This window comes from Amycolatopsis sp. NPDC034160, from assembly GCF_055575355.1.
Genome location: NZ_JBVISU010000001.1, coordinates 693406 through 707143 on the forward strand (window position 1 = coordinate 693406; position 13738 = coordinate 707143).

General features: G+C 69.1%; 17 protein-coding genes. 6 read left to right on the plus strand and 11 right to left on the minus strand.

The window, feature by feature from the left end:
- Positions 1-20 precede the first annotated feature (20 nt).
- Together purM and arfB are read left to right on the plus strand one after the other, a co-directional pair.
- A complete protein-coding gene (gene purM / locus ACZ54P_RS03380; RefSeq protein ID WP_465459930.1) occupies positions 21-1091 on the plus strand; it encodes a phosphoribosylformylglycinamidine cyclo-ligase in 1071 nt (356 codons plus the stop codon).
- A 33-nt stretch (positions 1092-1124) separates the two neighbouring features.
- A complete protein-coding gene (gene arfB / locus ACZ54P_RS03385; RefSeq protein ID WP_465459931.1) occupies positions 1125-1556 on the plus strand; it encodes an alternative ribosome rescue aminoacyl-tRNA hydrolase ArfB in 432 nt (143 codons plus the stop codon).
- On the opposite strand, the gene ACZ54P_RS03390 is transcribed toward arfB, so the two are convergent.
- Together ACZ54P_RS03390 and ACZ54P_RS03395 are read right to left on the minus strand one after the other, a co-directional pair.
- Complete coding sequence (locus tag ACZ54P_RS03390; RefSeq protein ID WP_465459932.1) at positions 1545-2303, minus strand: GNAT family N-acetyltransferase; 759 nt, start codon at positions 2301-2303, stop codon at positions 1545-1547. The genes arfB and ACZ54P_RS03390 overlap by 12 nt on opposite strands.
- Before the next feature lie 345 nt (positions 2304-2648).
- Positions 2649-3548, minus strand: a complete 900-nt coding sequence (locus ACZ54P_RS03395; protein WP_465459933.1) for a Gfo/Idh/MocA family protein — start codon at positions 3546-3548, stop codon at positions 2649-2651.
- Between the two features lie 122 nt (positions 3549-3670).
- Between ACZ54P_RS03395 and ACZ54P_RS03400 the strand changes: the two genes are divergently transcribed.
- Entirely contained in the window at positions 3671-4129 is a 459-nt protein-coding gene (locus tag ACZ54P_RS03400) for a helix-turn-helix domain-containing protein (protein WP_465459934.1), read from the plus strand.
- Positions 4130-4132: 3 nt separating this feature from the next.
- Positions 4133-4684: a PIN domain-containing protein gene (locus tag ACZ54P_RS03405; protein ID WP_465459935.1), complete on the plus strand. Its 552-nt coding sequence runs from the start codon at positions 4133-4135 to the stop codon at positions 4682-4684.
- Here the strand turns inward: ACZ54P_RS03405 and ACZ54P_RS03410 are convergent.
- The 3 genes from ACZ54P_RS03410 to ACZ54P_RS03420 all read right to left on the minus strand — a co-directional run bounded on the left by ACZ54P_RS03410 (position 4679) and on the right by ACZ54P_RS03420 (position 6835).
- The gene (locus ACZ54P_RS03410; protein WP_465459936.1) at positions 4679-5623 is read right to left on the minus strand and encodes an alpha/beta fold hydrolase; all 945 of its coding nucleotides are present in this window, start codon (positions 5621-5623) and stop codon (positions 4679-4681) included. The two genes, ACZ54P_RS03405 and ACZ54P_RS03410, sit on opposite strands and share 6 nt — an antisense overlap.
- A gap of 76 nt (positions 5624-5699) precedes the next feature.
- The gene (locus ACZ54P_RS03415) at positions 5700-6560 is read right to left on the minus strand and encodes a 3-hydroxybutyryl-CoA dehydrogenase (protein WP_465459937.1); all 861 of its coding nucleotides are present in this window, start codon (positions 6558-6560) and stop codon (positions 5700-5702) included.
- An 89-nt stretch (positions 6561-6649) separates the two neighbouring features.
- Positions 6650-6835: a DUF3073 domain-containing protein gene (locus ACZ54P_RS03420; RefSeq protein WP_465459938.1), complete on the minus strand. Its 186-nt coding sequence runs from the start codon at positions 6833-6835 to the stop codon at positions 6650-6652.
- 207 nt (positions 6836-7042) lie between these two features.
- Here ACZ54P_RS03420 and ACZ54P_RS03425 point away from each other — a divergent pair, with 207 nt between their 5' ends.
- The gene (locus tag ACZ54P_RS03425; RefSeq protein WP_465459939.1) at positions 7043-7942 is read left to right on the plus strand and encodes a DUF8083 family protein; all 900 of its coding nucleotides are present in this window, start codon (positions 7043-7045) and stop codon (positions 7940-7942) included.
- Here the strand turns inward: ACZ54P_RS03425 and ACZ54P_RS03430 are convergent.
- The 3 genes from ACZ54P_RS03430 to ygfZ all read right to left on the minus strand — a co-directional run bounded on the left by ACZ54P_RS03430 (position 7939) and on the right by ygfZ (position 10968).
- Positions 7939-8886, minus strand: a complete 948-nt coding sequence (locus ACZ54P_RS03430) for an asparaginase (protein WP_465459940.1) — start codon at positions 8884-8886, stop codon at positions 7939-7941. The genes ACZ54P_RS03425 and ACZ54P_RS03430 overlap by 4 nt on opposite strands.
- Positions 8883-9446, minus strand: a complete 564-nt coding sequence (locus tag ACZ54P_RS03435; protein WP_061981911.1) for an RsiG family protein — start codon at positions 9444-9446, stop codon at positions 8883-8885. Before ACZ54P_RS03435 ends, ACZ54P_RS03430 begins: the two co-directional genes overlap by 4 nt.
- Positions 9447-9840: 394 nt before the next feature.
- Positions 9841-10968, minus strand: a complete 1128-nt coding sequence (gene ygfZ, locus ACZ54P_RS03440; RefSeq protein ID WP_465459941.1) for a CAF17-like 4Fe-4S cluster assembly/insertion protein YgfZ — start codon at positions 10966-10968, stop codon at positions 9841-9843.
- 30 nt (positions 10969-10998) lie between these two features.
- Here ygfZ and ACZ54P_RS03445 point away from each other — a divergent pair, with 30 nt between their 5' ends.
- Positions 10999-11853, plus strand: coding sequence for an aminodeoxychorismate lyase (locus tag ACZ54P_RS03445; RefSeq protein WP_465459942.1), 855 nt, complete (start codon positions 10999-11001; stop codon positions 11851-11853).
- On the opposite strand, the gene ACZ54P_RS03450 is transcribed toward ACZ54P_RS03445, so the two are convergent.
- From ACZ54P_RS03450 to pxpB, 3 genes are read right to left on the minus strand one after another with little or no spacing between them, the layout of a single operon-like run.
- A complete protein-coding gene (locus ACZ54P_RS03450) occupies positions 11846-12259 on the minus strand; it encodes a hypothetical protein (protein WP_465459943.1) in 414 nt (137 codons plus the stop codon). The two genes, ACZ54P_RS03445 and ACZ54P_RS03450, sit on opposite strands and share 8 nt — an antisense overlap.
- On the minus strand, positions 12247-13122 hold the full coding sequence (locus ACZ54P_RS03455) for a 5-oxoprolinase subunit C family protein (protein WP_465459944.1): 876 nt from the start codon (positions 13120-13122) through the stop codon (positions 12247-12249). Before ACZ54P_RS03455 ends, ACZ54P_RS03450 begins: the two co-directional genes overlap by 13 nt.
- Positions 13119-13730 (minus strand): 5-oxoprolinase subunit PxpB, encoded by a 612-nt coding sequence (gene pxpB / locus ACZ54P_RS03460; RefSeq protein WP_465459945.1) that lies wholly within the window; start codon positions 13728-13730, stop codon positions 13119-13121. The genes ACZ54P_RS03455 and pxpB overlap by 4 nt, the downstream gene beginning before the upstream one ends.
- Positions 13731-13738: the final 8 nt, after the last annotated feature.

The following is a 13738-nucleotide window of genomic DNA, read 5'->3' on the forward strand; positions in this document are numbered from 1 at the left end:
CAGAGTTGGAGTCCGCTTCCGTGAGCGAGTCCACGAGCGCCACGTACGCCGCCGCCGGAGTCAGCATCGACGCTGGTGACAAAGCCGTTGAGCTGCTCAAACCGCACGCCGAGAGGGCCACCAGGCCCGAGGTGATGGGCGGGGTCGGCGGCTTCGCCGGGCTGTTCTCACTGAAGCTGGACAAGTGGAAAGAGCCGGTGCTGGCCTCGTCGACCGACGGGGTCGGCACCAAGATCGCCGTCGCGCAGGCGCTCGACAAGCACGACACGGTCGGCATCGACCTGGTCGCGATGGTCGTCGACGATCTGGTCGTCACCGGCGCCGAGCCGCTGTTCATGCAGGACTACATCGCCGTCGGCAAGGTCGTGCCGGAGAAGATCGCGGCACTGGTCGGCGGTATCGCCGAGGGCTGTGTCCGGGCGGGTTGCGCGCTGCTCGGCGGCGAGACCGCGGAGCACCCCGGCCTGATGGGCGAGCACGACTACGACCTCTCGGGCACCGGCATCGGCGTCGTCGAAGCGTCGAAGGTGCTCGGCCCGGAGCGGGTCCGCCCCGGTGACGTCGTCCTCGCGCTCGGCTCCTCCGGGCTGCACTCCAACGGCTACTCGCTCGCCCGGCACGTGCTGCTGGACATCGCGCGCATGCCGCTCGACGGACATGTCGAGGAGTTCGGCCGCTCGCTGGGCGAGGAGATGCTGGAGCCGACGAGGATCTACGCGAAGGACTGCCTCGCGTTGGCGGCCGAGGCGGATGTCCGCACGTTCGCGCACATCACCGGCGGCGGCTTGGAGCAGAACCTCGCCCGCGTCATGCCGCGCGGCCTGGTCGCGAAGCTCGAACGCGGCACCTGGACCCCGGCGCCGGTGTTCGCGCTGATCGGGCACCGCGGGAAGGTCGAACGCGCTGAGCTGGAGAAGACCTTCAACATGGGCATCGGCATGGTCGCGATCGTCGGCGCCGACGACGTCGACCGCGCGCTGGCGATGCTGACCGCGCGGCACGTGCCGGCGTGGATCCTCGGTGACGTGCAGCCCGCGGAGGATCCGGACGGTCCGCGTGCCGTGCTCTCCGGCGATCACCCGCGCTTCTGAATATTCTCTTGGTTCAGGTGGAACACTGGACCCGTGGCTGATGACGTGGTGATCGGCACCCGGTTCGTGATCCCGGGTGCCGAATTGAGCGAACGGTTCTCCCGATCTTCGGGTCCGGGTGGGCAGGGCGTGAACACCACGGACTCGCGGGTCGAACTGTCCTTCGACGTGGCCGGTTCGGCTGCCGTCCCGGAGCATCTCCGGGCCCGCATGCTGGACCGGCTTTCGTCGCGTCTGGTCGACGGCGTCGTCACGATCGCCGCGTCCGAACACCGCTCCCAACTGATGAACCGGGAAGCCGCGCGGGCGCGGCTGGTGATGCTGCTCCTGGAGGCTTCGGCGCCTCCGGCGGCCAAACGGCGTCCCACCAAACCTTCGCGAGGTTCGAAGGAACGCCGCCTGGCCTCGAAGAAGCGCCGCGGCGAGGTCAAACGAACTCGCCGCGGCCGCTTTTCAGACGAGTGACAGGTGCACACACTCGGCCACGTTGGTGAAACCGACGCGGCCGTAAACGCGTTCCGCCTGCCCAGCGCCCGGTGTCAGGAACACCGAATCGCCGCCACGGATGTGGGCCTCACGGGTCAGGTGCTCGGTCAGCGCCGCGGCGATCCCGCGCTGCCGGTACCCCTCGATCACCCCGATCCCGGCGATCTCGCTCGCGCCGTCCAGGATCGCCGTCGCGACCCCGCCGCCGACACATTCACCGGTCTCGGTGAGTGCCATGACCGAGATGGTCTCGCCGCTCAGCTGCTCGGGCGACGGCTCGACGTGCTCGCCGGGATCGGGTTCTCCGAACGCGATGTTCTGCGCCCGGATCATCGACCGGAGTTCGGCCGGTGTCACGGGGGTCTTCAGGATGATTCCGGCGGGAACCGGCTGGTCCACGAGCTGCCCCGGCGGGCAGACCATCAACGGGATCCGCCGTTCCAAGGTGTAGCCGCCTTCGACCAGCACGGCCTCGGCCTCGGGAGCGGCCTCGGTCAGGAACTCCAACCGCGGCGTGAGCCCGCGAGCGCGGAACGCCTCGGTCAGCTCCGCGACGTCACCCGCGGTGGGCACGCCGCCGTTGTCGGGGATCGCGTAGTTGAGGAACAGGTGGTCGTTCCCGGTGGTGAAGGTGGCCAGGAACGGCCCGATCCGCTCGGTCTCGCGGGACTTCGCCGCGGTGGTGCGGATATAGGACTGCAGGGAATTGATCGTCTCAGCAGACACTGGTGGAAATGCCTTTCAGGCAGAAGGAATCGACGCACGGGAGGACTCGCGTGCGTGGTGGAGCTGGCTTATGCGCCGGCTAGCTCGTGCCGACGCCGCTGAAGGCGTCAGGCATGAGGCATCCCTCTTTCCGTAAGCAAGGCTTTCGCGCTCACTGTCGCACGGTGGTCAAGCGGTTTACCGGCCGAGAGGTCCAGCGCGCCCAGCGCGATCCAGTCGAGCGAACGCAGACGGCGGGACCGCGACCGTCCACAATGGAGCCTGTGGACAACCCTGTGGATGAATGAGAAGCGATAAGGAGAAGGTGTTATCGCACAAGGTAAAGCCCGGTGAGTGACCTGTGTACTACTTGCCGTGTCCGGCGAGTTCCCGCGCGCGTTCGATCAGCTTCTGCAGGTGCAGTCCGCGACGCACGTCGCAGGGATGCGACGTCGTTCCGCTGGCCGCCATCGCGGCGAAATCGTCGAGAAGCGCGGTGAACGATTCGCCCGCCGAACCCGGTTTCCGGCCCAGCGTGCGATAACCGTGCTCGCCGTAGACGGCCACTTCGACGACCGTCGGCTGGATCGGCAGCCGCAGCGACAGGGTGGCCGTACTGGTCGCGCCACCCGCGTGGGCGAACAGGAGCTGCCACAGATCGTCATCGGTACGGTGGGCGGCGACGACGTCGGTGATCTCGCCGAGCGCGGCGTCGAGCAGATCGAAGGCGTGCGGTCCGATGTCGGCGAGCGCGCCGGAGTCCGCCCGCCACGGCGACGACTGGTACTGCCCGCCGAGCAGCGCGCCCGAAAGCCAGCGCGCACCCCCGCCGCGCCAGCCACCCGCTTCCTTGATCCCGTCGAGCCACTCGCGGGTCATCGGCGAGAACCGCAAGGTCAGCATCACGAGAGCGGCCACGCCCGCGGCTTCGACCGCGTCCACGAGCCGCCGCGCCCCGTCGAGATCCCCGGCGATCGGCTTCTCCAGGATGAGGTGCTTGCCCGCCTCGGCGGCCTTGACCGCCAGCTCCGCCTGAACGGCGGGCGGCACGGCGAACGCGACCGCGTCCACCCGCTCCAGCAGCTCTTCGAAGCTGCCGACCGCTTCGGCGCCGTGCGCTTCGGCCAGCTCCTTCGCGGCTTCAGGTCGCCTCGTCCAGACCGCGCTCAAGGTGGTTCCGGGGTGATCGGCGAGGCCCGGCGCGTGCACCGTCTTCGCCCATGGACCGGCCCCGACCAGACCCGCACGCAGCTGTCCCTGTCCCACCGCCCCAGTCTAGGTGTGCTGCCGTCGCGCAAGGTGAACGCACCATCGAGTTGCGTTTATTGCGTTTGTTGCGAATACTTCGGTTATGACCGATGCTGGGTGCACGCCAGTAGGGAGCAGTGATGAGCGCGCTGACCATTGATCAGATCGTCCCAGGGCGGCATGACATCGACGTGGCGCTCGAGGCACTGCCCCACGTGGAGGCTTACCTGGCCAGGCGCCATGAAGAGGACACCGTGCGCGTGGTGGTCGTCGACGAGCGCGAAGAGTCGCTGGTGATCCCTCGCGGTGTCGTCGATCTGATGGCCAGGGTTCTGGCGCTCGTGGCGGCAGGCGAGAGCGTCTCAATCGTTCCGTCGCATGCCGAGTTGACCACCCAACAGGCGGCCGACCTGCTCAACGTTTCGAGGCCGTTCCTCATTGGACTGCTCGAAACGGGGCAGATCGAATTCCGCACGGTCGGCAAACATCGCCGGGTGAAAGCGAGTTCCCTGCACGACTATCTGAGCCGAGACGATCAGCGGCGTCGCGAGGCGGCGGACGAGCTTTCCGCGCTGAACCAGGAGATGGGGCTGACCTAGCAAGTGACCTTCGTGGTCCTTCTCGACGCGAACGTGCTGTACCCGAACGCTCTGCGTGATCTCCTCATCCGGATCGCGCAGAGCGGGCTCGTTCAGGCCAAGTGGACGGACGAGATCCTCGACGAGGTCTTCCGGAACCTCAAACAGAATCGCCCCGACCTCGACCCCGGCAAGCTCGACCGCACTCGGGAGCTGATGAACCGGTCGGTCCGTGACTGCCTGGTCACCGGCTACGAACCGCTCGTCCCCGCCCTCACCTTGCCGGATCCGGACGATCGCCACGTGCTCGCGGCGGCCATCAAGGCGCAGGCCCGGGTCATCGTGACCGAGAACCTGAGGGACTTTCCGGGCCACGTTCTCCGGCGATGGAACATCGAGGCACAGAGCGCGGACGACTTCGTACTCGACCGGATCGAGCTGCACCGGCGAATCGTGGTCGAGGCGGTGCTCAGGATCGCGGATTCCCGGCGCGCGCCGCCGGCGAGCTTCGCCGAGATCCTCGACGCACTCGAGTGCACCGGGCTCAGCAGGTCTGTCGCGGAGCTGCGTTCATAGCCGCCGGGCCAACCGGTCATAGAGGTCCAGCAGCTCAGCGAGCTTGGCGGAGGTCGGGACGTGCGCGGTGTCGAGGTCGAAGACCCGGAACCGATTGCCCGGCGTCCGCTCGTCCGCCTCCCTGATCATCCGGTCCTGCAGCGCGAGCGGGATGACGTTGTCACGCAGGTGCCGGACGTAGACGCGCGGGATCCGCCCCCAAGTGCGCAGGCCACCGCGTGCATCGACCTCGCTCTTCCCAGGCAGTTCGTCCGGCATCATCGAGTTCAGAAACGTGTAGAACTCGGCGTCGGTGCTGTCGCTCATGAAGGCCTCTTTCGCCTTCGCGAGGCGCGCGGGGTCAGCCACACGCCAGTTCGAGCGGTAGGCCCCGATCGTCGCCGGATCGCCCACCATGAACTCGAGGAGCGCCAGCACCTGTGTCGTCGCGCCTTCCTCGGTGCCGAGATACTCGCCGGGGGTGGGAAGCGCGCTGCAGCAGAACGCGGTGTCGTAGACCAACAGGTCGATCAGCCGCGGCACCTGGTTGGCGACCAGGCTGATCGCCGCGCCGCCGATACTGGCGCCGACGAGCACGACCGGACCGTGCGCGGCCGCCCGGCGGACGGTCTCCACGGTGGCGGCGATGTGGTCGGCCACGCTCACCCCGGCCAGCGGCGACCGCTCGGTCGCGAACGCCGCGAGGTCCTGCGGAGCCTGGTACGAGAACCGGAATTGGGCGTCGGTCGGTCGCTGGCCGGGCAGATCGACGCCGACGCAGCGATAACCGCGCAACACGAGTTCGTTCGGGACGCCGGAGACGCCGTTCGCGCCCGCGGCGAAGACGAACGTCGGGACGCCACGCCGTTCACGCGCGGACGCCGAGCCCGCGGTCGCGAGTCCGGTGAGGCCTGCCAGTCCGGCGACGGTGATCGCCCTGCGACGTGTGTGTGCGTTCATGCCGTCCATGCAACCGGGCGCGCCGGTCGCATGGACAGCCGAAGAAGTGGTCTTCCGCCGCTACGAAAGTTGCGGGTCAGGAGTAGCTGTAGAAACCGCGGCCGGTCTTCTTGCCGAGCAGGCCGGCGTCGACCATGCGCAGCAGCAGCGGCGGCGAGGAGTACAGCGGCTCCTTGAACTCGGCGTACATCGAGTCCGCGATCGCCTTGATGGTGTCCAGGCCGATCAGGTCCGACAGCCGCAGCGGTCCCATCGGGTGCGCGGTGCCGAGCTCCATACCGCGGTCGATGTCCTCGGCCGACGCGAAGCCCGACTCGATCATCCGGATCGCCGAAAGCAGATACGGCACGAGCAGCGAGTTCACGATGAACCCGGCGCGGTCCTGCGACCGGATCACCGTCTTGGCCAGCGCCGACGTCGCGTGCTCCTCCGCACGGCGGGCGGTGTCGTCGCTGGTCAGCAGCGAGGGCACCAGCTCGACGAGCGGCAGCACCGGGACCGGGTTGAAGAAGTGGATGCCGACCACCTGCTGCGGGCGGCCGGTGGCCATCCCGAGCTTCATGATCGGAATCGAGGAGGTGTTGGACGCGAACAGGGCGTCCTCACGCTCGACGATCTTGTCCAGCGACCGGAACACCTCGACCTTGGCCTGCTCCTGTTCCAGGATGGCCTCGATGACGAGGTCGCGGTCGGCGAACTCGCCGATCTCGGTGGTGAAGCGAAGCCGTCCGAGCGCCCCGTCGGCGTCTTCCTGCGAGAGCTTCCCGTTCTTGACGCCGCGTTGCAGCGACTTCTCGATCCGCGCTCGCCCGGAGTCCAGCGCCGGCTGGTTCACCTCGGTGACGATCACGTCCAAACCGGCACGTGCGTGCACCTCGGCGATGCCGGAGCCCATGAGACCGGCTCCGACGACACCTACTCGGGATACGTCAGACATGGCACCTCTTCCCTATTTTGGGCAGCACGCGACACGCGAGGGTGGTTACCGGGGCAAGCCCCGATCCACCCTCGCGTGTCACGCGTTGCTCAGCGGCGGTATTCGTCGTACCCGTCGTACGGGTCGTCGTCATACCGCTTGTCGTCCTCGTGCCTGTCTTCCGAGGAACTACTGGACAGCTCGCGCTGCAAAGCTTCGAAGTCGGTTTCGTGCGAGCTGTATTTGAGCTCGCGCGCCACCTTCGTCTGCTTGGCCTTAGCCCGGCCGCGCCCCATGGCTCGACCCCCTCGCACAGGGGCGGGGCGGCCGGGGGAATCGGCGGCCCCGCATCGTCTCGACAATTATTTCCTGCTGACACCGTACCGTGTCCGGGGGGTTGGATGCGACGTGGCACGGTGTGCCGGTGGCGACAGTGTTCTCCGAACGCCGGTTACCGGCCGGTCGGTGGCGATAGTCGCAGGTCGGCGTGCCACGATGCTCGTGTGCCCCGTCCGTTCGCGGCTTATCTCCGCGTCTATGAGCCCCTGCTCGCGCTGGGCGATCCACCGGACGAACGCCTGCTGGAGGCCGTCGAAGCGGCCCGGCTCGATCGTTCGGCCGCCGGGCTGCGCGAACAGGAACTGTGGCTCAAGTCACAGCATGTCGGCCGGTTGTTGCCCGCCGAGCTCGCGGACGGCAGGCCTTCGCCCAGTCTGATCACCGACGTCCTCGTCCTGGACCCGGAAGACGTGCCGGAGGGTGAGCACGGCGACGCGGGCCCGGGTCCGCTGGTCTGCCCGATGGAGATCCGCGCGCGTTCGGCCGCGGCACTGGTGACTTTCCTCGGTGACGCCCATCCGGCGTTGAAGAACTCGGTGCTCGACGCGGGCGGCGCTTCACTCGACATGATCCGCTCGCGGGCGAAGTCGGCCATCGGTGATCTGACGGCCGGGGCCTCGCACACGCTCTCGACGACATGGACCGTTCCGCTCCCGTGGTTCGTCCTGTTCGATCCCGGCATGCGCCGGGTCAAACTGGGCAAGGGGCGTCACGACCCCGAACGCGAGGTGTCGTGGCGGGTCTCGATCGCCGACGCGCGGCATCGCGCCCGCGAGGTCGGTGACCTGCTCGAAGCGACCTTCGGTGACTCAGGGCCTGGCAGGGTGCTTCTCGAAACACGACGTTGGCTCGACAGCTTCCACCCCGGCTCCGCGGTCGAACTCGACTACGGCGGTCTCGTGCAGCTCTTCGCCGACTCGATCCTGCAGGCCGACACGACAGCCGAAGAGGTGCACGACATCCTCGACGCGCTCCGCACCGGCAATGTCGACGAGTTGGCGGAACTGTTCGCCGACCTGCGGGACTTCTGGGGCGACCTGGCCGCGCGAGAACGCGCGAACTAGCCGAAGAGACCGGCGGTGACGCGCAGTTCGCCGACGGGTTTCCCGCCGCCGAGGACGACATTGCGCGCGAGCTCCTCGGCCTCGTCTCCCGGGTCGATGCCGAGGTGACGCAGGGTCGCGAGCAGTAGTGGCAGCCGGGCCCGGGCGGCGCCGTCGTCGATCTTGAGTGCCAGCGCGGTGCCGTCGGGAAGAGCGAACGAGTGCACTCCCTCGGCGCCGCCCTTCGACAGGAGGCCGTCGACGTTCCGCATCAGTACGGTGTCCTCACGGCCGGTGCCCGCGACCTGCCATGGATGCGCGCGGACGGCGTCGGCGACCCGGCGCTCCGGCCCGCCGACGGCGGTGACCAGCCTGCCGAAGGAGCGGGCGAGGCCGGTGAGGGAGAATGCGAACAGCGGAGCGCCGCAGCCGTCGACGCCGACCGTTTCGATCGGTTCGCAGGTGAGATCGGCGATGGTGGCCTGGATGAGCTTCTGCAGCGGGTGGGTCGCGGCCACGTAGTCCGCGGTGGGCCAGCCGAGCTGGGCGCAGGTGCTGAGCATCGCGGCGTGCTTGCCGGAGCAGTTCATCGCGGCGCGGCGTTTTCCGGCGGCGGCCACGGCGAGCATGCTCGGCTCGTGCAGCGGGAAGGCGGGCGGGCACGCCAGCGCGTCCTCGGCCAGCCCCGTGCGGGCGAGCATCGACAAAGCGCCCTCGACGTGGCCGGGTTCGCCGTTGTGGGAGCCGCAGCCCAGCGCGAGTTCTTCGTCGCCGATGGTGAGGCCGCCGCGCAGCATCCCGACGGCTTGGAGCGGTTTGTTGGACGAGCGCGGATAGACCGGCCGCTCGACGTCGCCCGCCGAGAACCGCACCGACCCGTCCGGGGCCGTGATCACCAGTGCGCCGCGGTGGACGCTCTCCACGAAACCGGACCGGACGACCTCGACCAGGACAGGGTTCGTCACTCGGGCCCGCCGCGTTCGGTGTCGAGCAGATCGTCGACGGAAGCCGTGCCCTTGCGGTAGCGGGTCGCGATCTCGGCGTTGATCGTGTCCATCACGCCCTGCACCTCGCGGCGGTACGAGGAGACGGAGACCTCTTCGTCGGCGTACCTGTTGAGGGCGCTGATCAGCTGCTCGTCCGACAGGGTGCTCACGTCGGAAAGGTCCGTGTCGCCGATGAGTGCCTCGGCGAACCGCCGGTGTTCACCCGCCCGCGACGGCTCCAGCCGCTGATGCCTGCCCGAACCCGTTGCCGGTCCGATCGCGTTGTCCGCCAGGATCGCGGCCAGGCGCTCGACGACGCTGCGCTCCCCGCCCGAACTCCGGCGCTCCTGCTCGGCCCGGACGATGTCGATGCGTGCGTGCAACAGCCGCCGCAGATACGACAGGTCGGTCTCCTCCTGCGCGGCCTCGTCACGGCGCTCGCGCAGCACGGAAAGGGGCAGCTCGCCGAGGTCGCTGAGATACCCAGGGCCGAGCACGCGGTCGATACGACGGCGACCACCGGGCCGGACTTCGATCACCCGCGTAGCTTATCGCGCTCCAGCGGAAATGTTCCGCAGGGCGCGATACCACAAGGATCTTTCGCCCTCCCGGAGACCTCCCCGGCGCGCCGCTGCTCTTTCGGTTCCTTCCAGAGCGCGCCCCCCACCCGTCCCGGGGGCGGCCCCTGGTCCAGTCTACCGGGGGTGGGGTGGAAAAGGGCTGGTCGGCGGGGTTGTCCACAGGTGGGTGGAGTTGTGGATAACTGGTGTGGACAGGGCGAAGTACATGAAGGCCCCCTTACTTGCGGTAGGCGCAAGTAAGGGGGCCTTCATGTACTTCGATCGCGGGCGAAAGGCGCTGAGGGCAGCGCCCAACGTAGCGAGCCGCCGAAGCGAAGCCGCCGAAGCGAAGCCTCAGCTCGGCTGCGAAGCCTCAGCTCCGCAGCCGCTGCGCGGCTTCACGCCCAGGAGCGGGGGCCTCGCCGGGAACCGAGTCCGGGTCGATGGCCGCCTGCACGACGCGGTCCTCGGCGCCGACCAGCAGCTCGGCACCCGGCTGCGTCGAGCGCTTGACCAGCGCGAGCGCGATCGGGCCCAGTTCGTGGTGCTGCACCACGCTGCCCACGCGGCCGACCGTTCGCTCGCCGACGACGACCGGATCGCCGGTTTCCGGCGTGATCTCCGGCGAACCGTCGAGGTGTAGCAGCGCCATGTACCGCGGCGGCCGCCCGACGTTGTGGACCTTCGCGACGGTCTCCTGTCCGCGGTAGCAGCCCTTCGCCACGTGCGCGGCGGAGTCGACCCAGTTCACTTCGTGCGGGATCGTGCGGTCGTCGGTGTCGATGCCCAGCCGCGGCCGCAACGACTCGACCCGCAACGCGTCGAACGCCCAGCTGCCTGCCGGTCGCGCGCCCGCGTCGGTCAGCCGGCGCCACCAGGCCGCCAAGTCGGCACGGGGCACGGCGAGGTCGACGCTGTTCCGCCCCGGCCACGGCATCCGCCGCGCGAAACCGCCGGGGATCGTGACGACGGAGTACGCGTCCGAGCCCGGTGAAACGTCCACGGCGGACAGGACTCGGTCCGCGTCGGGACCGAGGACGGTCAGCAGCGCCAGTTCGCCGGAGACATCACTAATGTCTACTTTGGACCAGAATTTCATCGCTTCGAGGTATTCGCGCAGCGGCTGTTTGCCGCCGGACGGCAGCGCGCTCGACGCCACCGCGCCCCGGTCGCTGTCCAGCCACACCGTGCCGTCCGCGTGCGCGACGACCATGTGGGTGTCGACGCGGCCCAGGCTGTCCAGGACGAGCGCCTCGGTGCCGGTGCCTTCCGCGAGTCCGGTGACGTGCTGCGAGATCACCAAATGCAGCCAGGACAACCGTTCTTCCCCGGTCACGGCCAGGATCTCGCGATGCGAACGGTCGATCACGACCGCGCCGCGCGCCGCCGTCCGTTGCTCAGCGAACGGGTCTCCCCAATGCCACGGGACACCCTCTTCAGGATGCCCGTCGGGTGCCGCGATCGGTCCGGGAAGGTCGAGCAGGGGGGAGCGGTAGGGCATAAAACCCATGTTAGTGAGTACCGTGTCGGTATGCGCGTGCTTGCCTTTCTCGACGGGACCCTTGCCGACCCCGAAGCCGCTCACCTGCGGGTGGACGATCTCGGGCTGCTTCGCGGGGACGGCGTGTTCGAGACCATCCTCGTAGTCGACGGGCGGCCTCGTGAGCTGCGCCCGCATCTCGATCGGCTGGCCCGTTCCGCCGCCATGCTCGACCTCCCGGCGCCGGACCTCGCCGCCTGGGAACGGGCCGCGCAGGCAGTCATCGACAACTGGACGGGCAGCGCCGAGATCGCGCTGAAACTGGTGTACACCAGGGGAATCGACGGCGACCCGGAGGAGAAGCCGTTCGGGTTCGCGCTCGGCGTGGAGATCGACGAGAAGGTCCTGCGCGCCCGTGTCGAAGGCGTCGCGGCCATCACCCTCGAACGCGGTATCGACCCCGGCCTCGCCGAGCGCGCGCCGTGGCTGTTGCTGGGGGCGAAGTCCATTTCCTACGGCGTCAACATGGCCGCGCTGCGCGAGGCGGGTCGCCGTGGTGCGAGCGATGTGATTTTCACCGCCGCCGACGGTTCGGTCTTCGAAGGGCCGACTTCGACGGTCGTCCTCGCGAAGGACTGGACGCTCTACACGCCGCCGGCGACCATCGGCATCCTGCCGGGGACGACGCAGGCGGCGCTGTTCCGCGGTGCCGAGCGGGCGGGCTGGTCGATCAAGGTCGAGCCGCTCCAGGTCTCGGACCTCACCGAGGGCGATGGGCTGTTCCTCGCCTCCTCGGTCCGCAAGCTGACCAGGGTGCACACGCTCGACGGCGTCGCGCTGAGCGACTCCGGCGCGGTCCACGCCGAACTGGCCGCCGCCTACGAGAGCGAATACGCGATCAGCTGAGCGGGCTGATGATCAGCAGATGCGGCAGGATCGCTTCCTCGCGGTAGGCCGCGATCTTGTGGTGCCCGTCGAGGATCACCGCCGCGTCCGCGGTTTCCAGCACCACGGCCACCGGACGGTGCCCGCTCTTGATCGCCGTCCGATAGTAGCCGACCCGTGAGACGTCGGCGGGCGGCCAGTCGGCGCTCGGGGTCAGATACCGGTCCTCGGTCAAGCGCTCGGGTCCGGTGACCTGGTATTCGCCGTCGGCGAAGAGATCGAGAAGCGGGCGGAGCGTGTCGCCGAGCGGGCGCCGCATCTGGCCGGTGGCCAGCGCGATGCGCAGCGACTGCGGGAGTTCCGGTTGGGTTGGGACGCTGTTCGTGTCGATGACACCCGTGCCACCGTCGACCTTTACCTGTTCCACACCCTCGTGGACGAGTGAAAGCGGAGAAGGGTTCCGGGACGGGCCTGCGCGAGTGCCGGGAGTGACGCCTGTCTCACCACGGCCGCCACGGGGTAACCACCGGTAGTTGGATGATCCGCCAAGAACACGACCGGCAGCCCGTTCGGCGGCACCTGGATCGCGCCGGTCAACAGGCCTTCGCTCGGCAGTTCCCGGTCGGCGTAGGCGTCCTCGCGCACCAAGGCGGACCCGGTGAGCCGAAGGCCGACCCGGTTGGATTCCGCCGTCACCGTCCAGGTCTTCGCGAGCCCGGACGCCAGCCTCGTGAACCAGTGAGCCCGCGGGCCGGGCTCGACAGGCACGACCAGTTCCGACGGCGCCACCGTGGGCAAGACGACGTCGGCGCCGCTCGGCACCCCGGACGGCGGGCCGAGCGGGAGGTGGTCACCCACGCGTAGTGGAGCGGGCCCGATCTCCGAGAGGACGTCACGCGACCGGCTGCCGAGTTCGGCGTCGACCGCCAGTCCGCCGGAAACCGCCAGATAGCACCGTAATCCGGTGGCGGGCGCGCCGATCGCCGCGACCTGGCCGGGAGCCAGCCACACCGGCGCGTGCGAGCCGACGTCGCGGCCGTCCACACTGACGGCGACGGCCGGACCGGTCACGGCGATCGTGCACGAAGTCTTCGCCCGCAGCCGCAGTCCGCCGAACAGGCACTCGACGCCCGCGGCGGCTTCGTCGTTGCCGACGAGCCGGTTGGCCAGCTTCAGCGCCGGGACGTCCAGCGCGCCGGACGGCGGGACACCGAGATGCGCGTATCCGGGCCTGCCGAGGTCCTGTACCAGCGCGAGCGGACCGGTCTCGAGCACTTCGAGCGCTCTCACCCGGTGCTCCGGAACCGCACCCGGTCACCGGGCGCCAGCAACGCGGGCGGGTCGGCGCGCGGATCGAAAAGGACGGTCCGGGTGTGGCCGATCAGCCGCCAGCCACCGGGCGAGACGCGCGGGTACACCCCGGTGAACTCGCCCGCGATCCCGACCGAACCCGGCGGCACCTTGGTGCGTGGAGTCGACAGCCTCGGCTGCCGGAGTGGTTCGGGAAGTCCTGTCAGATAACCGAAACCGGGGGCGAATCCGGTGAAGGCCACGGTGTAGACGGCGTCGGTGTGCAGCCGAACGGCGTCTTGTGTGGACACTCCGGCGTCCTGTGCGACGAGTTCGAGGTCTTCACCGTCGTAGGTGACGTCCAGGGTGATCTCGCGGGATTCGCCTTGGGGCGGCTGTTCGAGATCGGCGCCGGACAGGAGTTCACGGACGGCCGTGAGGGCACCGGAGCCCGGGGTTTCCACCACGAGCAGGCTGCGGGCGCCGGGGACGAGTTCGGCGACGCCGTCCGGGCGCGCGGCCGCGATCGTGGCGTGCGCCGCGATCGTCTGGGGCAGGGAATCGCAGTCGAGCAGGGCGGCGTGCTCGCCGTAGGCACGCCACCGCACGGAACGCG

Excerpts from the sequence above, each read along its gene's own strand:
- ACZ54P_RS03400 (WP_465459934.1), top strand. The coding sequence starts at position 3,671 with ATGAGCGCGCTGACCATTGATCAGATCGTCCCAGGGCGGCATGACATC.
- ACZ54P_RS03410 (WP_465459936.1), bottom strand. The coding sequence starts at position 5,623 with ATGAACGCACACACACGTCGCAGGGCGATCACCGTCGCCGGACTGGCA.
- ACZ54P_RS03415 (WP_465459937.1), bottom strand. The coding sequence starts at position 6,560 with ATGTCTGACGTATCCCGAGTAGGTGTCGTCGGAGCCGGTCTCATGGGC.
- ACZ54P_RS03420 (WP_465459938.1), bottom strand. The coding sequence starts at position 6,835 with ATGGGGCGCGGCCGGGCTAAGGCCAAGCAGACGAAGGTGGCGCGCGAG.
- ygfZ (WP_465459941.1), bottom strand. The coding sequence starts at position 10,968 with ATGCCCTACCGCTCCCCCCTGCTCGACCTTCCCGGACCGATCGCGGCA.
- ACZ54P_RS03445 (WP_465459942.1), top strand. The coding sequence starts at position 10,999 with ATGCGCGTGCTTGCCTTTCTCGACGGGACCCTTGCCGACCCCGAAGCC.